Origin of the sequence: Phaeobacter sp. JH20_02 (genome assembly GCF_048056915.1) — a bacterium.
Taxonomy (GTDB): domain Bacteria; phylum Pseudomonadota; class Alphaproteobacteria; order Rhodobacterales; family Rhodobacteraceae; genus Phaeobacter; species Phaeobacter bryozoorum.
Genome location: NZ_JAYMVP010000021.1, coordinates 23,534 through 44,952 on the forward strand (window position 1 = coordinate 23,534; position 21,419 = coordinate 44,952).

At 64.1% G+C, this 21,419-nt stretch carries 17 protein-coding genes; 12 read left to right on the plus strand and 5 right to left on the minus strand.

Features of this window, described 5'->3' with window-relative positions:
- Positions 1-36: 36 nt before the first annotated feature.
- The gene (locus VWY34_RS05745) at positions 37-753 is read left to right on the plus strand and encodes an ABC transporter ATP-binding protein (RefSeq protein WP_340547300.1); all 717 of its coding nucleotides are present in this window, start codon (positions 37-39) and stop codon (positions 751-753) included.
- A complete protein-coding gene (locus tag VWY34_RS05750; RefSeq protein ID WP_416544603.1) occupies positions 750-3,269 on the plus strand; it encodes an ABC transporter permease in 2,520 nt (839 codons plus the stop codon). The genes VWY34_RS05745 and VWY34_RS05750 overlap by 4 nt, the downstream gene beginning before the upstream one ends.
- A gap of 91 nt (positions 3,270-3,360) precedes the next feature.
- Here the strand turns inward: VWY34_RS05750 and VWY34_RS05755 are convergent, their stop codons facing one another.
- Complete coding sequence (locus VWY34_RS05755; protein WP_416536697.1) at positions 3,361-3,825, minus strand: RrF2 family transcriptional regulator; 465 nt, start codon at positions 3,823-3,825, stop codon at positions 3,361-3,363.
- A gap of 33 nt (positions 3,826-3,858) precedes the next feature.
- Here VWY34_RS05755 and VWY34_RS05760 point away from each other — a divergent pair, with 33 nt between their 5' ends.
- The 3 genes from VWY34_RS05760 to VWY34_RS05770 are packed head-to-tail and all read left to right on the plus strand — an operon-like array spanning position 3,859 to position 5,858.
- Positions 3,859-4,050 carry a hypothetical protein gene (locus VWY34_RS05760; RefSeq protein WP_416558538.1) on the plus strand — a complete coding sequence of 64 codons (192 nt, stop codon included), beginning with the start codon at positions 3,859-3,861 and terminating at the stop codon, positions 4,048-4,050.
- On the plus strand, positions 4,051-4,638 hold the full coding sequence (locus VWY34_RS05765) for a gamma-glutamylcyclotransferase family protein (protein ID WP_416544604.1): 588 nt from the start codon (positions 4,051-4,053) through the stop codon (positions 4,636-4,638).
- Complete coding sequence (locus VWY34_RS05770; protein WP_416544605.1) at positions 4,635-5,858, plus strand: DUF2254 domain-containing protein; 1,224 nt, start codon at positions 4,635-4,637, stop codon at positions 5,856-5,858. The genes VWY34_RS05765 and VWY34_RS05770 overlap by 4 nt, the downstream gene beginning before the upstream one ends.
- Before the next feature lie 264 nt (positions 5,859-6,122).
- On the opposite strand, the gene gltX is transcribed toward VWY34_RS05770, so the two are convergent.
- Complete coding sequence (gene gltX, locus VWY34_RS05775; protein WP_416544606.1) at positions 6,123-7,448, minus strand: glutamate--tRNA ligase; 1,326 nt, start codon at positions 7,446-7,448, stop codon at positions 6,123-6,125.
- 194 nt (positions 7,449-7,642) lie between these two features.
- On the opposite strand from gltX, the gene VWY34_RS05780 reads away from it, so the two are divergent.
- Positions 7,643-9,160, plus strand: a complete 1,518-nt coding sequence (locus VWY34_RS05780) for a diguanylate cyclase (protein WP_340547306.1) — start codon at positions 7,643-7,645, stop codon at positions 9,158-9,160.
- Between the two features lie 109 nt (positions 9,161-9,269).
- Here the strand turns inward: VWY34_RS05780 and VWY34_RS05785 are convergent, their stop codons facing one another.
- Positions 9,270-10,928, minus strand: coding sequence for an NAD+ synthase (locus VWY34_RS05785; RefSeq protein WP_416536693.1), 1,659 nt, complete (start codon positions 10,926-10,928; stop codon positions 9,270-9,272).
- A gap of 170 nt (positions 10,929-11,098) precedes the next feature.
- On the opposite strand from VWY34_RS05785, the gene VWY34_RS05790 reads away from it, so the two are divergent.
- Both VWY34_RS05790 and VWY34_RS05795 read left to right on the plus strand, forming a co-directional pair.
- Positions 11,099-12,586, plus strand: a complete 1,488-nt coding sequence (locus VWY34_RS05790; RefSeq protein WP_416536692.1) for an MORN repeat-containing protein — start codon at positions 11,099-11,101, stop codon at positions 12,584-12,586.
- Between the two features lie 376 nt (positions 12,587-12,962).
- Positions 12,963-14,534, plus strand: a complete 1,572-nt coding sequence (locus VWY34_RS05795) for a 2-isopropylmalate synthase (protein WP_340547309.1) — start codon at positions 12,963-12,965, stop codon at positions 14,532-14,534.
- An 88-nt stretch (positions 14,535-14,622) separates the two neighbouring features.
- On the opposite strand, the gene VWY34_RS05800 is transcribed toward VWY34_RS05795, so the two are convergent.
- Positions 14,623-15,423, minus strand: a complete 801-nt coding sequence (locus VWY34_RS05800; RefSeq protein WP_416544607.1) for a 23S rRNA (adenine(2030)-N(6))-methyltransferase RlmJ — start codon at positions 15,421-15,423, stop codon at positions 14,623-14,625.
- 72 nt (positions 15,424-15,495) lie between these two features.
- Positions 15,496-16,566, minus strand: coding sequence for an agmatine deiminase family protein (locus VWY34_RS05805; RefSeq protein WP_416536691.1), 1,071 nt, complete (start codon positions 16,564-16,566; stop codon positions 15,496-15,498).
- 336 nt (positions 16,567-16,902) lie between these two features.
- On the opposite strand from VWY34_RS05805, the gene VWY34_RS05810 reads away from it, so the two are divergent.
- The 4 genes from VWY34_RS05810 to mrdA are packed head-to-tail and all read left to right on the plus strand — an operon-like array spanning position 16,903 to position 21,412.
- A complete protein-coding gene (locus VWY34_RS05810; RefSeq protein WP_061049901.1) occupies positions 16,903-17,949 on the plus strand; it encodes a rod shape-determining protein in 1,047 nt (348 codons plus the stop codon).
- A gap of 52 nt (positions 17,950-18,001) precedes the next feature.
- Positions 18,002-18,937 (plus strand): rod shape-determining protein MreC, encoded by a 936-nt coding sequence (gene mreC, locus VWY34_RS05815; RefSeq protein WP_340547312.1) that lies wholly within the window; start codon positions 18,002-18,004, stop codon positions 18,935-18,937.
- Complete coding sequence (locus VWY34_RS05820; RefSeq protein ID WP_340547313.1) at positions 18,927-19,463, plus strand: rod shape-determining protein MreD; 537 nt, start codon at positions 18,927-18,929, stop codon at positions 19,461-19,463. Before mreC ends, VWY34_RS05820 begins: the two co-directional genes overlap by 11 nt.
- The gene (gene mrdA, locus VWY34_RS05825; RefSeq protein ID WP_416536690.1) at positions 19,463-21,412 is read left to right on the plus strand and encodes a penicillin-binding protein 2; all 1,950 of its coding nucleotides are present in this window, start codon (positions 19,463-19,465) and stop codon (positions 21,410-21,412) included. The genes VWY34_RS05820 and mrdA overlap by 1 nt, the downstream gene beginning before the upstream one ends.
- Positions 21,413-21,419: the final 7 nt, after the last annotated feature.

Here is a 21,419-nt window from a genome sequence, read left to right on the forward strand (position 1 = left end):
ATATCGAGAGTGATCCCAAAACAGGCGCGACGTCACATGCAGTCCAGCACGATCCCCCAGTCCGACCCTATCCTGAACCTCCAGCATGCGTCTTTGTCGCTGGTTGGCAATACCGGACCTGTCGAAATCCTGCATGACATCTCGCTCGCGGTCGAAAGCGGCGAGACGCTGGGCCTGATTGGTCCCTCCGGGTCGGGCAAATCCTCGCTGCTGATGGTGATGGGCGGTCTGGAACAGGCAACCGGCGGCACCGTCTCGGCGCTGGGGCAGGACCTGACCGCTATGGATGAGGATGCGCTGGCGCGGTTTCGCCGCGACAATATGGGTGTCGTGTTCCAGAGCTTTCACCTGATCCCCACCATGACGGCGCTCGAAAATGTCGCCACCCCGCTGGAGCTGGCCGGGCACAGGGATGCCTTTGACCGCGCGCAGGCCGAACTGGAGGCCGTGGGGCTCGGCCATCGTGCCGGTCACTTCCCGGCGCAGATGTCAGGTGGTGAACAACAGCGTGTGGCACTGGCACGCGCCCTGGTGACCCGCCCGCGGATCCTGCTGGCGGATGAGCCGACGGGCAATCTGGACGCCACCAACGGCGATGCGATCATGGACCTGCTGTTTGACCTGCGCGACCGCTATGGCGCGACGCTGATCATGGTCACCCATGCGCCGGAACTGGCGGCGCGCTGTGACCGGGTGATCCGGCTGCGCGATGGCCGTCTCGACCTTGCCGCCGCGCGCGAGGCCGCTGAATGAACGCCTTGTCGCTGGCGACACGCTTTGCCATGCGGGAGCTGCGCGGCGGGCTGCATGGGTTTCGCGTTTTCCTGATCTGTCTGGCGCTGGGGGTGGCGGTGATTGCCGGGATCGGCTCGCTGCGCTCGGCGATTGAAACCGGGCTGAGCGAGGAAGGCGCGGTCTTGCTGGGCGGGGATGCCGAACTGGGCTTTACCTATCGGCGCGCCAGCCCAGAGGAACAGGCCTGGATGGAGGCCACTGCCCTGCGCCGCTCCGAGGTGATCGACTTCCGGTCGATGGCAGCTGTCGGTGAGGAACGCGCCCTGACGCAGGTGAAGGCGGTGGATAGCGCCTATCCACTGGTTGGCACGGTGCGGCTCTCGCCGGATCTGCCGCTGCCACAGGCGCTGGATGGTGCCGGGGACCTGCCCGGTGGCGTGATGCAGCGGGTGCTTGCGGATCGGCTGGGCCTCTCTGTTGGTGACCGCTTTGCCCTTGGCACCCAAAGCTTTGTTCTGACCGCACTGCTGGAGAATGAACCGGATGCCGCCAGCGCGGGCTTCACGCTGGGGCCACGCACCATCGTGCGCAGCGCTGACCTGGCCCGATCCGGCCTGTTGCAGCCCGGCACGCTGTTTTCCAGCAAATACCGGCTGACCCTGCCCGAAGGCACCGATCTGGAGCAGCTGAAATCCCGTGCCGAAGCCGAGCTGGACAACAGCGGTATGCGCTGGACCGACGCCCGTAACGGCGCACCGGGCATCGCCACCTTTGTCGAGCGGCTGGCCGGGTTTCTGGTGCTGGTTGGCCTCTCCGGGCTGGCTGTGGGCGGCATCGGCGTCTCAGCGGCCGTGCGCGCCTATCTGGCGGGCAAGACCGCGACCATCGCCACCCTGCGCACGCTGGGCGCCGACCGCCGGACGATCTTTCTGACCTATTTTCTGCAAATCGGGGCGCTGGCGCTGCTTGGTGTTGCGATTGGCCTCGTGATCGGCGGGCTGGCCCCGGTGCTGCTGGGGCCGCTGATTGCGGCGCAGCTGCCGTTTCCTGCGGTCTTTGGCATCTCGGTCCCGGCGTTGAGCGAAGCGGCGCTTTACGGGCTGCTGACGGCTTTTGTCTTTGCGCTCTGGCCGCTGGCCCGCGCCGAGCGGATCCGCGCTGCGGCGCTGTTTCGTGACGCGCTGGACAGCCGCAGCCGCTGGCCTGCCCCCCGCTATATCGTCGCCACGGCTGTCTCGGTGGCGGCGCTGATTGGTTCTGCCGCGCTGTTCAGCGGCGCGATTAAGCTGACGCTCTGGACCGCTGCGGGGCTGATCGGCGCGCTGGCGGTGCTGCTGCTGGCCGCGCTGGTGCTGGGCTGGATCGCCCGCCGCGCCGCGCCGCTGACCCGTGGATATCCGGCGCTTCGATGGGCGCTTTCGGCGATTGGCACCTCCCGCGATGGCGCCGTGCCGACCGTGCTGGCCCTGGGGCTGGGGCTGACCGTTCTGGCCGCGATTGGTCAGGTCGACGGCAATATGCGCCGCGCCATCGAAGGCAACCTGCCCGACGTGGCGCCCTCCTATTTCTTCGTTGATATCCAGCGCGATCAGATGCCGGATTTCCTCGCCCGCGTGGAGCAGGACCCGGCGGTTGAGCGCGTGCAGAGCGCACCGATGCTGCGCGGCATCCTCACCACCATCAACGGCCAGCCCGCAACCGAGGTGGCAGGCGATCACTGGGTCGTCCGGGGCGATCGCGGCATCACCTATGCCGCCAAACAGCCAGACACCACCCAGATCGTCGCGGGCGCGTGGTGGCCCGAAGAGTACACCGGCGCGCCGCAGGTCAGCTTTGCCCGCGAAGAGGCCGAGGAGCTGGGTCTCAACCTTGGCGACACGCTGACGCTCAACGTGCTGGGCCGCGACATTACCGCCACCATCACCAGCCTGCGCGAGGTCGATTTTTCCACGGCGGGCATGGGCTTTGTCATGGTGCTGAACGAAAGCGCGCTTGCAGGGGCCCCGCACAGCTATATCGCCACGGTCTATGCCGAACAGGAGGCCGAAGCCCAGATCCTGCGCGATCTCGCCAAGGCGATGCCGAACATCACCGCGATCCGGGTCCGCGATGCGCTGGACCGGGTGTCGGACCTGTTGCGGCAGCTCGCATCTGCCACCGCCTATGGTGCCGCGGCAACGCTGCTGACCGGTTTCATGGTGCTCATTGGCACCGCCGCCGCCGGCGAACCTGCCCGCCGCTACGAGGCGGCTGTGCTCAAGACGCTGGGCGCGCCGCGACGGCAGATCCTGATCAGCTTTGCGCTCAGATCGGTGTTTCTGGGCGCCGGGGCCGGCCTGGTCGCGCTGACGGCCGGAATGACGGGGGCCTGGGCCATCAACACCTATGTGTTCGAAAGCGATTATCAGGTGATCTGGAGCAATGCGCTGGCGATCATCAGCGGCGGCATCCTGACCACGCTGCTGGCTGGGCTGGCCTTTGCCTGGCGGCCCCTTCAGGTGCGCCCGGCCCGGATCCTGCGGGCCCGCGACTAGGCCACACCGCGGCCTCTGGCGCCGCGCTTGCGGGGCCGCAGCCACAACACCAGCCACGACGTCAGCCACGGCGGGCGGGCGCCAGAGCATCTCAGCTGGCGTAGCGCGCGCAGCCGGTCGAAACCGGCGATTGGAACAGGGCAAACAGCGCATCATTGTCGCAGACCAGCGCCTCCAGGGTGATCCCGTCCAGCGACCGGTAGAAGGCCTGCGCCGCATCGGTGAGGGCAATCCGCAGCCGACAGGCCGAAACCAGCGGACAGGTATTGTCGGCATCGGCAAAACACTCGACCATCGGCACCGTGCCCTCAACCGCGCGAAAGACATCGCCAATGCCGATTTCAGCCGCGGGCCTGCCCAGCGACATGCCCCCGTTACGCCCGCGCTGCGTATGCAGATAGCCCAGCTGCGCCAACTGGTTGATCACCTGCGCCAAATGGTTCTCCGAGATATTGCAGCGCGCGGCAATTTCGGATTTGGTAACCAGGCGGTCCGCATGGGCTGCACAATACATCAACAGCCGCACTGCAATATTTGTCCGTTTCGTGATCCGCATGATCGCCCCTCCGAGGTGCCTTGTCGCAAGATCATGACATGGCCGCACAAAGGCCACTTTGACATGTATCAAAGCCGCACGCGCTTTCGCCTGACCCTGCCCCTGCCGGGTCCCGCTGCGCCGCCCGCAGGCAGCGCCGACGCAGGGCAAACGGTGGGCGACAGACCCCGCCTGCCTGTGGCGGTCAGCGCCACTGAGACAGACATCGCCAGTCAGGAGATCTGAATGCCCGCCCCCGTTTCCCCAGCCCCCTATTTCTTTGGCTACGGCAGCCTGGTGAACACGCGCACCCATGGCTACGGTCAGGCCCGCCCCGCGCGGCTCAGCGGCTGGCGCCGGGCCTGGGTGCATACCGATCTGCGCCCGGTTGCCTTTCTCAGCGCCGTGCCCTGTGACAGAACCACCATCGACGGGCTGATCGCCGAGGTGCCAGGGGCCGACTGGGCGGCGCTTGATGACCGCGAATTTGCCTATGAGCGGCTGCCTGCCGGCGGCGCGGTCCAGCATGATCTGAACCCGGAGACCGATATCGCGGTCTATGCGGTGCCCGGCCACAGCCAGCGCGCGGCCAGCCTGCGCCATCCGATCCTGCTCAGCTATCTCGACGTGGTTATTCAGGGCTATCTGGACGTCTTCGGCGCCGATGGTGTCGCCGCCTTCGTGCGCACGACCGATGGCTGGGACGCGCCGATCCTGAACGACCGCAGCGCCCCGCGATATCCCAGAGCGCAGAGGCTGACTGTTGAAGAGCTGGATCTGGTCGATCAGCATCTGCTGGCGCTTGGCGCGACCGTTATCGGGGCAGATCAGTGATTTCCCGCACCCTGCTCTATGTCCGGCGGATCACCCGGCAACTGTGGTTCCGGGTTGTGCTGCTCTCGGCCTGTTCGCTGCTGGCGCTGGCCATCGCCCCCTGGCTCACGCCCTTCATACCCGAAGACCTGGGCGAACGCTTTGGCCGCGAGGCGGCGCTGCCGGTGCTGACCATCCTTGCCTCCGGGATGCTGGCGGTCACCACATTCTCGCTCAATGTCATGGTCTCGGCCTATCGTACGGCCGCTGCCACGGCGACGCCACGGGTCTATCGCCTGCTGCTGGAGGATACGATCACCCAGAGCGTATTGGCCACCTTTGTCGGCGGGTTTGTCTTCAGCCTGAGCGCGGTGATCCTGTTCCGCGCCGGGTTCTACAGCGAGGATGCCGCCATCGTGGTCTTTGCCATCACCGTCGGAGTGGTGGCGCTGATCGTCGTGGCGATTTTGCGCTGGATTGACCATCTGTCGGGACTTGGCAGCATGGATCACACGCTGCGCCTGATCGAAGAGCGCAGCCGCACCAGCCTGCGCCAGCGGGCCGAAGCGCCCTGCCTGGGCGCCGCCTGCGCCGAGGATGACACCAGATTTCAGCAGCAGGGCCGGGCCATCCCGGCGCAGGCCTCGGGCTTTGTGCGGTTTGTCGATGTCGCAGGGTTGCAGACGCTGGCCGAAGAGGCCGAGACCAGGATCGCCATCCACCGCACCCCCGGCGAATTCGTGCTGCGCGGGCGGCCGGTGGCCTATGCCGAGACCGGCGAGGAGACGCTCTGCGAGGCGGCCAGCCGCTGCATCGAAATCGGTGATGTGCGCAGTTTCGATCAGGATCCCTCCTTTGGCCTGACGCTGCTGGCGGAAACCGCACAGCGCGCCCTGTCGCCCGGTGTCAATGATCCCGGCACCGCGCTGGAGGTCATGGGGCGGCTGGAACGGTTGCTGTGGGAGAATACCCCGGATGAGGCCGAGCCTGACGCGCGCGACGTGTCCTTTGATCGGGTGATGATGCCTGCGGTCTCGGCCCGGCACCTGCTGTCCTGCGCCTTTCCGCCCATCGCCCGCGCCGGCGGCGACGACCCTGCGGTGATCGACTGGATGGACAAGGCGCTCTCGGCGCTGGCGCATCATCCCAACCCGGCCATGGCCGAGGCCGCCGCCGACCTGCGCGATGGCAAGCGGAAGGGAGATAACCAAGAGGGAGACCAGGAGGGAGAGCCGAAGTGACACCCGGAGGCGGGTCCGAAGGGCGGCGGCCAAGGCGGCTCCCGCCCGCACAACAGGGCAGATCTGCCCTGCCCTGAGCGCAGTTGGGCATGGCAGACCGCCTACAGGCGGTCTGCGGCGCCGCGCCGGCGCGCGGCGCCCGGCCCAACCGCAGAGGTGGCTTCTGTGATGCCACCGATGTGGGCGGGAGCACCCCGGAGAGCACAGGACAGCACAAAGGCGGCCCCCTATGGTGCCGCCTTTGCATCAGACAGTCGTCAAAGCTCAGCCGCGGGCGCGGACCGTTTCCATCAGCGCCAGCAGGGCGGACATGTCGGGGCCGCGCTCCATGCCGGTCACGGCTTTGCGCAGCGGCATGAACAGCCCCTTGCCCTTGCGGCCCGTCGCCTCTTTCACAGCAGCGGTCCATGTGCCCCAGCTCTCGCTGTCGTAAGGGCCTTCGGGCAGCAGCGCCATCGCCTCGGCGATGAAGTCGTTGTCCTCATCCGCCACCAGCGGCTCGGCGCCGTCGCGGCAGAGGTCCCACCAGCCCGCCAGATCCTTCAGCGTGGTGATGTTCTCCTTGGCCATATCCCAGAATGCGGCCTGTTTCTCTGCCGGAACCCCCAGCGCGTCCACATGGGACTGCACGGCCTCCAGCGGCAGGGACTGCAAATACCGGGCGGTCAGCGGGTAGAGATCCTGCACATCGAACTTGGTCGGCGCAGCGCCAAAACGGTTGATGTCGAAACCCTCGATCAGCTCTGCCAGCTCCGCGCGCAGCTCAACCGGGTCGGAGGAGCCAAGGCGCGCCATCAGGCTCAGCAGCGCCATCGGCTGCACGCCCGCTTCACGCAGATCGCGCAGGGCCAGCGTGCCGAGGCGTTTGGACAGCGCCTCACCCTGCGGGCCGGTCAAGAGCGAGTGATGCGCAAAGGAGGGGACAGTGCCGCCAAGCGCCTCGATGATCTGGATCTGGGTGGCGGTGTTGGTGACATGGTCAGAGCCGCGCACAACATGGGTCACGCCCATTTCCGTGTCGTCCACAACCGAGGCCAGCGTATAGAGGAACTGGCCGTCGCCACGGATCAAGACCGGGTCCGAGACCGACGCGGCATCGATGGAGATATCGCCCAGGATACCATCGGTCCACTCGATCCGCTCCTGATCCAGCTTGAAGCGCCAGACACCATCGCCGCGCTCGGCGCGCAGCTTGGCCTTGTCGTCCTCCGACAGGTTCAGCGCAGCGCGATCATAGACCGGCGGCTTGCCCATATTCAGCTGCTTCTTGCGCTTCAGGTCCAGTTCAACCGGCGTTTCAAACGCCTCATAGAACCGACCGATCTCGCGCAGCTTGTCGGCAGCGGCGACATAGCGGTCAAGACGTTCGGACTGGCGTTCAACACGGTCCCAGGTCAGGCCCAGCCATTCCAGATCCTGCTTGATGGCATCGACATATTCTTCTTTCGACCGCTCCGGGTCGGTGTCGTCGATGCGCAGGATGAAGCTGCCGCCGGCCTTGCGGGCGATCAGATAGTTCATCAGCGCGGTGCGCAGATTGCCAACGTGGATATAGCCGGTCGGCGACGGGGCAAATCGGGTGGTTGTCATCACAAGTCTCCTGTTGCCCTGCCCCATGTCACATAGGCGACGTTTTGTCCAGTTGCGGCGCAGTCGCCGACGGTTGATCCCAAGTCGTCTCAAACTGTCCGCGTTTTTCAGGGGGCGGCTTAGATTTCGTTCAGACTTCCTGTGTCAGCCTGTCGCAGCACTGACGATTATTGGTACGAAGAATGGGGTCTCCCGTGAACAAAGTGATCCCGAGCGACATGTTGCAGGCGGAGAGTTTGCCTGAACCCTCCCATGCGCGGCTCATGGATGTGTTGAACAAGCTGGATCAGGGCGTGATGGTCTGGACCGAGGACGGGCATTGCCAGGTCTTCAACGAACGGCTGCTTACCCTGCTGGAGCTGCAGAATGGCGACATCTTTCCGGGCTATTCGCGCGAGGCGTTTTTTGCCACCGCCGTCAGGCTGGGCCATGTGACCGAAGACAGCGCCAGACAGGCCGAACAGGATTTCAGCTCTGACAAGGAGCGGTTTTCGGCGACCCGCAGGATGCCGTCGGGACGGCGCCTTCAGATCGACACCCGCAGGCTGTCCACCGGCGGCTTTGTCTCCTGCTACACCGATGTGACCCAGATCGAGCGCAGTGCGCGGGACCTGACATTGGCGCGCCAGGCCGCCGAGGAGGCGGAGCTGACCGCGCTGAAGACGCTTGCGGCGGAACAGTCCTGGCGCGAAGAGGCCAAGCTGCTGTCGCAGCTCGACGTCTGGCTGCATTCCTGCAAATCCCAGGAGGAGCTGTTCCGCATTGTCAGCGCCTTCATGGCGAAGCTGTTTCCGCAATCCCAGGGCGAGCTCTACATCTACTCCAACTCGCGGGACGTTCTGGATGGCAAATGCCACTGGGGCGGGGCCGAGGTCCATGACCACATCTTTGCCGATGCCTGCTGGGCGCTACGGCGCGGGCGGCAGTATCTCTATTCTGCGGATAAGATCGCCTTTCCCTGCGCCCATGTCGAGGAGCAGCCTGCCACCGATGAGCATGGCGATTACGTCTGTTTTCCGGTGGTCGCCCATGGCAATACCGTCGGTCTGCTGCATGTGAAATTTGCACCGGAAACCGACCCCAAGCGCAAGGTGGCGCTGCATCGCCTTGCCCTGCGCTGCGGCGAACATATCTCGCTGGCGGTGGCCAATGTCCGCCTGCGCGACGAATTGCACGACCAGTCCACCCGCGATCCGCTGACCGGTGTCTACAATCGGCGCTATTTCCTCGGCGAGCTGCGCAATGCGGTGGCGCTGGCCGACCGGCGCGCCAGCCAGCTGGGGGTGCTCAGCTTTGATGCGGACCGGTTCAAGACCTTCAACGACACCCATGGCCACGATGCCGGCGACATGGTGCTGCGCGCCATTGGCGACACGCTGAAGGATCTGTTCCGCAATGGCGAGATCTGCTGCCGGATGGGCGGCGAGGAATTTGCTGTCTTCCTGCCGGATACCGACAAGGAACAGACGATGGAGGTCGGCGAAGCGCTGCGTGTCGCGATTGAGGAAATCACACTGCGCTATGGCTCCGGCACGCTGCCGCGTGTCACCATCTCCATCGGCGTTGCCAGCTTCCCCGAGGATGGCCTGCTGCCGCAGGATCTGATGCACGCCGCGGACCGCGCGCTTTACGCGGCAAAGGATGCAGGCCGCAACTGCGTCGTGGATTGCCAGGAAGCCGATCCCGCCAACGGCCCCTTCTCCGGCAGCTGACCCCGACCGAACGTATGCGATGCTCCCGCCTTGGCCGCACCTTTGGCCGCAGGGACCAGCCCGATATCGCTGACACCAACGGGTGGATCACCAGCGCCTTACTGGTCGGTCAACTGGGGTCGCGCCAGCGGTTCACGATCGGATACCGACGATCCAGCCAGAACGCGCGCGGTGTGAGCCGCGCACCGGGGGCTGACTGAAAGCGTTTGTATTCGCTGATATAAATCAGGTGTTCCACGCGTTTTGCCGTCTCCCGCGAGAACCCGGCCGCAACGCAATCAGCAATCGAACCGTCCCGATCCACCAGGATCTCCAGCAGCGCGTCCAATTCGGGGTAATCCGGCAGGCTGTCACTGTCCTTCTGATCGTCGCGCAGCTCGGCGCTCGGCGGCTTGTCGATGACCGAGGGGCGGATGACCTCCCCTTCCGGCCCCATCATCCAGTCGCGGTGATTGGCATTGCGCCAGCGGCAGGTCTCGAACACGCGGGTCTTGTAGAGATCCTTGATCGGGTTGTAGCCCCCCGCCATATCGCCGTAGATCGTGGCATAGCCCACGGCGACCTCGGATTTATTGCCGGTGGTCAGCAGCATCTCGCCAAATTTGTTGGACATCGCCATCAGGAGAAGCCCGCGCAGGCGCGACTGGATGTTCTCCTCGGTCAGCCCCTCCTCCATCCCGGCAAACAGCGGCGCCAGCGTGTTGGTGATCGCGGCGCGCCCCTCGGCAATCGGGACGTAGTCGTAGCGCACGCCCAGCGCCTTTGCCACCGCTTCGGCATCGTCAAGCGAGGCCTGCGAGGTATATTCGGACGGCAGCATCACGCAGCGCACATTCTCAGCCCCCAGCGCATCGACCGCGATCGTGGCGACAATGGCGGAATCGACGCCACCGGAGAGCCCCAGCAGCACCTTCTTGAAGCCGGTCTTGCGCATGTAATCCCGCAGCGAAAGCGTCATGACGTGGTAATCCTGCTCCCACTCATCCGGCAGCACCGCCTTGGGGCCATCCACGGCGCGCCAGCCCTCGGCGGTCCGCTCCAGATCCAGATGGCAGATATCTTCGCGCAGGACCGGCATCTGCAAGGCCAGCGCCCCGCCCGGATTCAGCACAAACGAACCACCATCAAAAACCTGATCATCCTGGCCGCCCACCATATTGAGGTAGATCACCGGCAGATCGGTCTCGATCGAGCGGGCCACAATATGGTTGAGCCGCACATCCATCTTGTTGCGATAATAGGGCGATCCATTGGGGATCAGCAGGAACTCCGCGCCGGTTTCGGCCAGGGTTTCGGCCACATCCTCATACCAGCTATCCTCGCAGATCGGGCTGCCGATCCGGGTATCGCCAACCGCATAAGGACCGCCCAGCGGGCCCGCATCAAAGATCCGCACCTCGTCAAAGACGGTGGCATTTGGCAGGTGATGTTTCAGCACCTGCGTGGTGATCTTGCCGCCCTTCAGGATCAGATAGGCGTTGTACAACCTGTCGCCCTCGACCCACGGGCTGCCGATCGCCAGCGCCGGACCATCGGCACAATCGGCGGCCAACCGCTCAACCTCGGCAATGGCAGCACGGTGGAAAACCGGCTTCATCACCAGATCCTGCGTGTTGTAACCGGTAATGAACATCTCTGGCAGGGCGACCAGATCAGCCCCTGCCTCGCGGCCTGCGGCCCAGGCCTCGCGGGCCTTATCTGCATTGCCAGCCAGATCCCCGACGGTGGGGTTCAACTGGGCCAGTGTCACGCGAAAACGATCAGCCATCCTGCTTGCGTCCTTCGATAATCCTGCCTTCTGCCATTAAACAGATCACGCTGCGAGGGAAAGACCGCAGTGGCAAAAGACATTGCGACGGCGGCGGCTGTGGCATAGTTTCCTGTCAAACCGATCAACAGGCCCGCACCCCGGCTCCCCTTATGGCAAGCAGATATTCCATGACCCGTTTCACCACCGCCGCTCTTCTGACCTCCGCCCTGGCGCTTGGCGCTGCCGGGGTCGGACGCCCGGCCCTGGCCCAGGATGGCAAGGTGCTGACCACGCAGGATGAAATCGGCGGCATCTATGAGGGCACCTTTCGCGGCGGCCTGCAACATGGCACCGGCACCTACCGGCTGCCCAACGGCTATGAATATACCGGCGACTGGGTCGATGGCGAAGTCCGCGGTCGTGGCGTTGCGCGCTTCCCCAACGGATCCATCTACGAGGGCGAGTTCGTCAAAGGCAAACCCGAAGGCGCAGGCAAGATCACCTTTGCCGATGGCGGCACCTATGATGGCGAGTGGTCGGACGGCGTAATCAATGGCCAGGGGGTTGCGGTCTATGCCAATGGCGCGCGCTATGAGGGCGGCTTTCGCGATGCCAAGCACCATGGCAAAGGCATCATGCGCAATCCCGGCGGCTATGAATATGACGGCGACTGGGTCGATGGCCGCAAGGAAGGCACCGGCAAGATCACCTACCCGGACGGCGCCACCTATGAGGGCGACATCCGCGACGGCCAGCTGGAGGGCAAAGGCAAGCTGATCATGCCCGATGGTCTGGTTTACGAGGGCGATTGGTCCGCAAACCAGATGGATGGCACCGGCGTGTTGACCCAGCCCAATGGCGATATCTACGAAGGCCCGCTGGTGGCCGGCCGCCGTCAGGGCGAAGGCAAGCAGATCCATGCCAATGGCGATGTCTATATCGGCAATTTCGAGGATGACCTGCGCCACGGCGAAGGCACCTTCACCAAGACCGACGGCTATGTCTACACCGGCGAATGGCTGGCCGGTCAGATCGAGGGCAAGGGCCGCGTCACCTATCCCGACGGTTCGGTCTACGAGGGCCAGTTCCGCGATGATCTCGCCGATGGCGTGGGCAAGATCACCTATCCCGACGGCTCCACCTACGAAGGCGACTGGGTGGCCGGCGTGATCGAGGGCAGCGGCACCACTACCTATCCCAACGGGCTGGTCTACACAGGCGAGTTCCAGAACGCCAAGAACCACGGCCAGGGCGTGATGACCTACCCTGACGGCTACCGCTATGATGGCGGCTGGAAAGAGGGGCAGCGCCATGGCGAAGCGGTTGTCACCTACCCCGACGGTTCGGTTTATACCGGCAGCTTTGCCAACAGCCAGCGCCACGGCACCGGCAAGATCGTGATGACAGATGGCTTCAGCTATGAGGGCGACTGGACCGAAGGCAAGATCAGCGGCCAGGGCGTCGCGACCTATGCCAATGGCGATGTCTACGAGGGCAGCTTTCTCAATTCCAAACGTCAGGGACCGGGTGTGATGCGTTATGCCAGCGGTCAGCAAGCCGAAGGCACCTGGGAGAACGGCGCGCTCAAAACCACCGGTGCGGCGGCACAGGACAGCGATGATGCCACAACAGCCGACCCGGCCACCGCCACCGACGATGCAAACGCCAGCAACTGATTACCGCTGACCCGCAGCACGGCCGACCGGATAGGCTGGCGCGCCCTACCGCCAAAAGGCGTAGCGGAGCCGCCGCACAGCGCGCGCCCAGCCATAAGGCGTAGCATGTCTGATCCGGGCCAACGGGTTACAGTCGCAGGCTTTGCCCCTGCCCGGTCAATTTCTGTCTTTCCATTCGTCTTTGGCTCTGTATAACTCTGCGTCATGATGATGCGTGCAGATATCCCTTGCTTTGCCACCGCCCCGCGCGGTGCAGATCTGCGCGCCCTACTGATCCTAATCCGCCTCTGAGCGTGCCATCCGGCGCGCCCGCTCAGAGGGGAAGGCATGCGCGCCACATGGATTGGATTTTAGGACAGACAAGAAAGATACCGACATGACGACTGCAGCTGACAAAGATCGCGTTTTGATCTTCGACACCACTTTGCGCGATGGCGAGCAGAGCCCCGGCGCAACCATGACCCATGATGAAAAGCTCGAGATTGCCGAGCTGCTGGACGACATGGGCGTCGACATCATCGAAGCGGGCTTCCCCATCGCCTCCGAAGGCGACTTCAAAGCGGTGAGCGAGATTGCCGAACGTTCCAAGAATGCCGTGATCTGTGGGCTGGCGCGCGCCAACTTCAAGGATATCGACCGCTGCGCCGAAGCCGTGCGCAAATCCGCACAGCCGCGCATCCACACCTTTATCGGCACCTCGCCGCTGCACCGCGCCATTCCCAACCTCACCATGGATGAGATGGCCGAGAAGATCCACGAGACGGTCACCCACGCCCGCAATCTGGTGGACAATGTGCAGTGGTCGCCGATGGATGCCACCCGCACCGAATGGGATTACCTCTGCCGGGTGATCGAAATTGCCATCAAGGCGGGCGCCACCACCATCAACATCCCCGATACCGTCGGCTATACCGCCCCGGTCGAGAGCGCCGATTTGATCAAGCGCCTGATCGAAACCGTGCCCGGTGCAGATGACGTGATCTTTGCCACCCATTGCCACAACGACCTCGGCATGGCGACCGCCAACGCGCTGGCTGCCGTTGCAGGAGGCGCGCGCCAGATCGAATGTACCATCAACGGTCTGGGCGAACGCGCGGGCAACACCGCGCTGGAAGAGGTGGTGATGGCGCTCAAGGTGCGCGGTGACATCATGCCCTTTACCACCGGCATCGACACCAAGAAGATCATGCACATCTCGCGCCGGGTCTCCACCGTGTCGGGATTTGTCGTGCAGCCGAACAAGGCCATCGTCGGCAAGAACGCCTTTGCCCATGAAAGCGGCATCCATCAGGATGGTATGCTGAAGAACAAGGAAACCTTTGAAATCATGCGGCCCGAGGATGTGGGCATTGCCGGCACCTCGCTGCCGCTTGGCAAACATTCCGGCCGTGCGGCGCTGCGCGACAAGCTCAGCCAGCTTGGGTTTGAGGTGGGCGACAACCAGCTGAAGGATCTCTTTGTCCGGTTCAAGGAACTCGCCGACCGCAAGAAAGAGGTGTTTGACGACGACATCATCGCGCTGATGCGCACCAGCGGCGATGAGGATGACCACCTCAAGCTGGTGTCGATGAAAGTCGTCTGTGGCACCGGCGGTCCCGCCGAGGCCACCATCGAAATGGAAGTCGACGGCAAGGATGTGACCGAGACCGCAGAAGGCGACGGCCCTGTCGATGCCGCCTTCAAGGCGATCCGCAAGATCCACCCGAACTCGGCCCATCTTCAGCTCTATCAGGTCCATGCGGTCACCGAAGGCACCGACGCGCAGGCCACTGTGTCTGTCCGACTGGAAGAAGACGGCGTGATCGCCACGGGCGAGAGCGCGAACACCGACACGGTTGTCGCCTCTGCCGCCGCCTATATCAGCGCCCTCAACCGCCTGATCATCCGCCGCAGCAAAATGGGCGAAGGCGCCGACACCCGCGAGATTTCCTACAAGGACATCACCTGATCAATGCGTTGATCTGAAACAGCAAAGGCCACCCGACGGGTGGCCTTTTTCGTTCTGCCCAGGGCCAACCGCCTCTGTTGGCCGCATCTCAGCCCAGACGGCTGAACAGTTTGGTCAGCCGCGCGGCTTCTTCCTCGGTGCCATAGGGCGCATTCACGATGAACATGCCCGAGCCGACCATCCGGTGCCCCTCCCGCGCCGGGGGAAACCGCACCTCATGACGCAATGCGCCGGCCAGCCCCTGCGCCTCCAGCGCGCTCAGCATCGGCTTATGCGCCTCGTCCGTCAGGATCGGATACCACAGCGCAATGACGCCGACGTTCCACTTGCGGTTCAGCTTGGCGATATGGCCGGGGATCTGGGCGTAGTCGCGCTTTACCTCATAGCTGGGATCAATCAGCAGCAGCCCGCGACGCGGCGTCGGCGGCGCCAGCGACTGCGCCAGTTCAAACCCGTCCTGCTGATGCACATGGACCCGCCGCCCCAGCCCATGCGACCACAGCGCCTGCCGCAGGGCGGCGTTTTCCTGCGGGTGCAGCTCGGCAAAATTGAGACTGTCGGCCTCGCGCAGCAGATGCGCTGCAATCAGCGGCGACCCCGGATAGGCCATCTCTCCATGGGCGCTGCGGGATGCGGCAATGGCAGCGGCAAGCGGGTGATCCTCAGCCAGCAGGGCCTGATCCAGCAGGCGGCTGATCCCCGCCGCCGCCTCGCCGGTCTTGACCGCCTCTGCCGCATCCAGCTGATAGAGCCCGCGCCCGGCGTGGGTCTCGATATAGCTGAGCGGCTTGTCCTTCCGCGTGAGATAATCCAGCATCCGCGCCAGCAGCGCGTGTTTCTGAACATCGGCCAGATTTCCAGCGTGATAGATATGTTGATATGACAGCATCCCAGCCCTCTACCGCCAAACCGCCCCGGACAAAAGCCCCTTGCCGCAGCGGAGGGCGTTGGATCTGATGGCTCAGACCGCTGGCATCTGCTGCGTTGCACAGTGAATGCCGCCACCCAATTCGCCCAGCGGGTCCACGTTCAGCGTGACTATTTCCCGTCCCGGATAGTGACGCGCCAGCGCGTTCCGCGCGATCTCATCGGTTGCACCATCCCCGAATTCCGCCGCGACCACCGCGCCATTGCAGACGTAATAATTGGCGTAAGAGGCGACAAAATCGAACCTTTTGATCCGACGGATATGAGGTTCGGGGATAACCTCAACCTCCAGCCCCGCCCCAACCAGCCGGTCATGCGTGTCCAACGCAGCCATATGGAACGGATCGGCGCTATCAGGGGTATCGGGCAGGTTCATAAGAACACGCCCCGGCCCGGTGAAACGTGCGAGGCTATCGATATGATAATCAGTGATATCCTCCCCCCGGACCCCCTCGGCCCAGATCATGCGATCCGCCCCATAAGCCTCCAGCAGCCGTTGTTCTATCTGATCGCGTGACAGCCCGGGGTTCCGGTTTTTGTTCACCCAGCTGCTCTCATGTGCCATCAGCAGCCCGTGCCCATCCTGCTCCACGCCGCCTGCCTCGCCATGCAAACCGGTTGGCAACAGCGGCAGCCCCAAACGCTCGGCCACCCGTCCTGCGATCTGGCTGTCCCGCCGGTTGACCTGCTTTTTGCCCCAGCCGTTGAACTGGATATGGCTGATCGCCAAGCCGCCTGCGCCATCGATCACAAAGATAGGCCCTGAATCGCGGCACCACAGATCCTCGGTCGGGATATCCCACAGCTCAACATCCGCAGACAGCTTGGCGCGCGCGCCGCTGTGATCCGCTGCCGCCGCGAGCACTGTGACAGGTTCAAACGCCGCAATCGCATTGGCGATATCTGCAATCGACTGCTGCGCCATGTCGCGGAACACAGGATCTGGATGCACCTTCCTGCTGACCGGCCATTGCATGAAGGTGCGCTGATGCGGCGCTTCCTCCGGTGGGACAAAAAATCCGGACCCGGCAACGGCGGTTTGTCCTGTGATCAGATTTGCCATGCCGAAGGCCCCGCCAGCCAGTAAGAAATTTCGCCGCTTCATCGCCGTTCCCTTCGCCGACCAAACATCCGTAAGGATCAAGCTTAACAACGCTGTGCAAACAAGAGAAGCAACATCGCGCGGCCCTTTACCGCCTCCGATAGTTGCCGGAGGCGTGCGGTTTTGAGGGGCGCGCTTATCAGATCCGCGCCACACCTGCCCACACTGCCAATCGGATCGGTTGTCTGCCTTTCCCATGGGGCACCCCGCAGTGGCGGCGAAAAGGCGCCTTTTGATCGGAATCCGCCCTTTCGCCACCTCCCGGCGCTGCTTATAAGACATAAAGCCCGCGCTCAGCAGAGTCGCGGGACAGGTGGCAGTTTTACAGGGTCCTAATACATGTCGATCTTTGGAAGTCTTGGCGGGTTGTTCACGTCTGATATGGCAATTGACCTCGGCACGGCGAACACGCTCGTCTATGTCAAGGGTCGCGGTGTCATCCTGTCGGAACCCTCCGTTGTCGCCTATCATGTGAAGGACGGCGTGAAAAAAGTGCTCGCAGTTGGCGAGGATGCCAAGCTGATGCTGGGCCGCACCCCCGGCTCCATCGAGGCGATCCGCCCGATGCGCGAAGGGGTGATTGCCGATTTTGACACCGCCGAAGAGATGATCAAGCATTTCATCCGCAAGGTGCACAAACGCTCCACCTTCTCCAAGCCCAAGATCATCGTCTGCGTCCCGCATGGCGCAACCCCGGTTGAAAAACGCGCGATCCGCCAGTCGGTGCTCTCCGCAGGCGCCCGCCGCGCCGGGCTGATCGCCGAGCCGATCGCCGCCGCCATTGGTGCCGGGATGCCGATCACCGATCCCACCGGCAACATGGTCGTGGACATCGGCGGCGGCACCACCGAGGTTGCGGTTCTGTCGCTGGGCGACATCGTCTATGCGCGCTCGGTCCGCGTTGGTGGCGACCGGATGGATGAGGCGATCATCAACTACCTGCGCCGTCAGCAGAACCTTCTGGTGGGCGAGGCCACGGCCGAACGCATCAAGACCTCCATCGGCACCGCCCGGATGCCCGACGACGGCCGCGGCCAGTCGATGCAGATCCGCGGCCGCGACCTGCTGAACGGCGTGCCGAAGGAAATCGAGATTTCGCAGGCCCAGGTCGCCGAAGCGCTGGCGGAACCCGTGCAGCAGATCTGCGAAGCGGTGATGACCGCGCTGGAAACCACACCGCCGGATCTGGCGGCGGATATCGTGGATCGCGGCGTGATGCTGACCGGCGGCGGCGCGCTGCTGGGCGATCTGGATCTGGCCCTGCGCGAACAGACCGGTCTGGCGGTCTCCATCGCCGATGAAAGCCTGAACTGCGTGGCGCTTGGCACCGGCAAGGCGCTGGAATACGAAAAACAGCTGGCACATGCCATTGATTACGACAGCTGAGCGGTCCGGCCATCGCTAGGATGGCCGACGCCCGGCGCCGGGAAGGAATACCTTGGCCAAAGACCGGTCCCAGCGTGATGACTATACCGCCCCGCTGCGCCGCCTGCTGACCGGGGTTATCTGCCTGTGCTTGCTGGCGATTTTCCTGATCTGGCGGATCGACAGCCCAAGGGTCGAGAGGTTTCGCGCCCAAATCGTCGATGCCGTTGTTCCCAGCATGGACTGGGCCATGGTCCCGGTTGAGGGCGCCATCAACCTGCTGCGCGATTTTCAGAGCTATCAGCGGCTTGCCGAACAGAACCGCGAACTGCGCAGCGAATTGCGCCAGATGAGCGCCTGGAAAGAGGCGGCGCTACAGCTGGAACAGGAAAACGCCCGCCTGCTGGATCTCAACAATGTGCGGCTCGACCCCCGCCTGACCTTTGTCACCGGTGTGGTCATGGCCGACAGCGGCTCGCCCTTTCGCCAGTCGGTGATCCTGAACGTCGGCGCGCGTGACGGGGTGCGCGACGGCTGGGCAGCGATGGATGGCATCGGCCTTGTCGGGCGGATCTCCGGCACCGGGCAGGATACCGCGCGGGTGATCCTCCTCACCGATGCTGCCAGCTCCGTCCCCGCGCTGATCCAGCCCTCCGGGCAAAGCACGCTGGTGGCTGGCGACAACAGCCCGGCGCCGGTGATCGACTTTCTCGAAAACCCCGATCTGGTCCGCCCCGGCGACCGGGTGGTCACCTCGGGCGATGGCAAGGTGTTCCCGGCAGGTCTGCTGATCGGGCAGGTCACGCAGGACCGTTTTGGCCGCCTGAGGGTGCGCCTTTCGGCCGATTACGAGCGGCTGGAATTCCTGCGGGTGCTGCGCCATCACGGATCTGAGGTGATCAAGGATCCCGGCGGGCTGGTGGTTCCAGCACCGGGCATCAATATTCCGCAACCCCGGCCCGAGGGGCTGGGCGATGGGGCGGCGGCGGAGGCCGGAGATGGCCAATAACGCCCCGGCGCGGATCTGGCTCATGCGCGCGGCCTTTCCGGCGCTGGCCCTCGTGATCATGTTCTTTCACCTGCTGCCGCTGGATACGCTGCCCTCTCGCTGGGCGCCGCCGGATCTGATGCTGGCGCTGGTCCTGGCCTGGTCGCTCCGGCGTCCCGACTATGTGCCGACGCTGCTGATTGCCCTCACCTTCCTGCTGGCCGATCTGCTGTTCCAGCGGCCACCGGGGCTGATGGCGCTATTGGTGGTTCTGGCCTCCAGCTTTCTGAAATCACAGGTTCAGCCGCACCGTGAAACCGCCTTTCTCGGCGAATGGTTCACGGTGGCGGTGACCGTCACCGCCGTGACCCTGCTCAACCGGCTGATCCTGGCGATTCTGGGGGTGGTGCAGCCGTCGCTGGGGTTGATTCTGATCCAGATGGTGGCAACATTGCTGATCTATCCGCTGGTCGCGCTGGCCAGCCAAAGCCTGCTGGGGGTGCGCAAACTCTCCCCCGCCGAGGCAGAAGCCCTGGGAAGCCGCTGATGAAACGCAACGTCAAGGATGTCGAGGCCTCACATCGCAAACTCAGCCGTCGCGCCCTGCTCTTGGGCGGGTTGCAGCTGGCCTTTGCCGGTGGTCTGGCGATGCGGATGCGTCACCTTCAGGTCGATCAGGCTGACCAGTTCCGCCTCTTGGCCGAGGAAAACCGCATCAACCTGCGCCTGATCCCCCCGGCACGGGGGCAGATCTACGACCGCAACGGCACAATTCTGGCGCAGAACGCGCAATCCTACCGGATCACCGTGGTGCCCGAGGATGCCGGCGATGTGGGCGACGTCATCGACAAACTGTCGCGACTGCTGACGCTGGACCCCGAAGACATCGAACGCGCCATGGCTGAAATGCGCCGCTCGCCACCGTTCCTGCCTATCACCCTGGCCGATCAGATCAGCTGGGACGACATCTCCAAGGTTGCGGTCAACGCCCCCGCCCTGCCCGGCATCACGCCCGAGGTCGGCCTCACGCGGGTCTATCCGCAGCATGAGGATTTTGCCCATGTGATCGGCTACGTCGGGCCGGTCTCGGATTATGACCTCAGCAAGATGGAAGACCCAGAACCGGTGCTGATGATCCCGCGCTTTCAGATCGGCAAGGTCGGGTTCGAGGCCAAGCGCGAGGATGTGCTGCGCGGCAAGGCCGGCGCCAAACGTGTCGAGGTCAACGCCACCGGTCGTGTCATGCGCGAGCTGGATCGCCGCGAAGGCGAGGCCGGCGCCGACATGCAGCTGACCGTCGATGCCGATCTGCAAAACTACACCCAGGCGCGGCTTGGCCTCGAGAGCGCCAGCGCCGTGGTCATCGACTGCGAAAACGGTGATGTGCGCGCCATTGCCTCTTCGCCCAGCTTTGATCCCAACCTCTTTGTGCGGGGTATCTCGGTGGCCGACTACCGGATGCTGACCGAAGACCCCTATCGCCCGCTGGCCAATAAATCCGTTCAGGGCACCTATCCGCCCGGATCGACCTTCAAGATGATCACCGCCCTTGCCGCGCTGGAAGAAGGCCTGATCGGCACCGAAGATACCGTCTGGTGCCCCGGCCATCTGGAGGTCTCGGGCCGCCGCTTCCACTGCTGGAAACGCGCAGGCCATGGCCATGTCGATCTCAATACATCGCTCAAAAGCTCCTGCGACGTCTATTACTACGATCTCGCTATCAAGGTCGGCATCGACAAGATTTCCGCCATGGCAAAACGCTTTGGCCTTGGCGTGCGCCATGATCTGCCAATGTCCGCCGTGGCCAAGGGGATCGCCCCCAACAAGGAATGGAAATCAAAGACCTACGGTCAGGACTGGCTGGTTGGTGACACCGTGAACTCCTCTATCGGGCAGGGCTATCTTCTGGCTTCGCCCATGCAGCTGGCGGTGATGACCGCACGTCTGGCCACCGGGCGTTCGGTGACGCCGCGCCTGCTGAAATCCATCGACGGGGTGGAACAGCCCAGCGGCGCCGGAGAGCCGATTGGCGTCAACGAGAACAATCTGCGCACGATCCGCCGGGGCATGTATTCGGTCAGCAACGAACGGCGCGGCACCGGCTACGGCTCCCGGATCATCGCCGAGGGCATGCGCATGGCGGGCAAGAGTGGCACCAGTCAGGTCCGCAATATCACCGCCGCAGAGCGCGCCGCCGGGGTGATCCGCAACGAGGACCTGCCCTGGGAACGGCGCGACCATGCGCTGTTTGTCAGCTACGCGCCCCATGACAACCCGAAATTCGCGGTCGCGGTGGTGGTGGAACATGGCGGTGGCGGCTCCAAGGCGGCGGCGCCGATCGCCCGCGACGTGCTGCTACAGGCGCTCTACAATGGCACGCCACCGCTTGAGGCCTACCCCAAGAAGGACCGCAGCCGTATCGAAGCCCAGCAGGACCGTCTGGAACGTGAACGCATCCAGCGCACCAGCCGCAACAGCGACAGTGGTCAGGCCTGAGATGGGC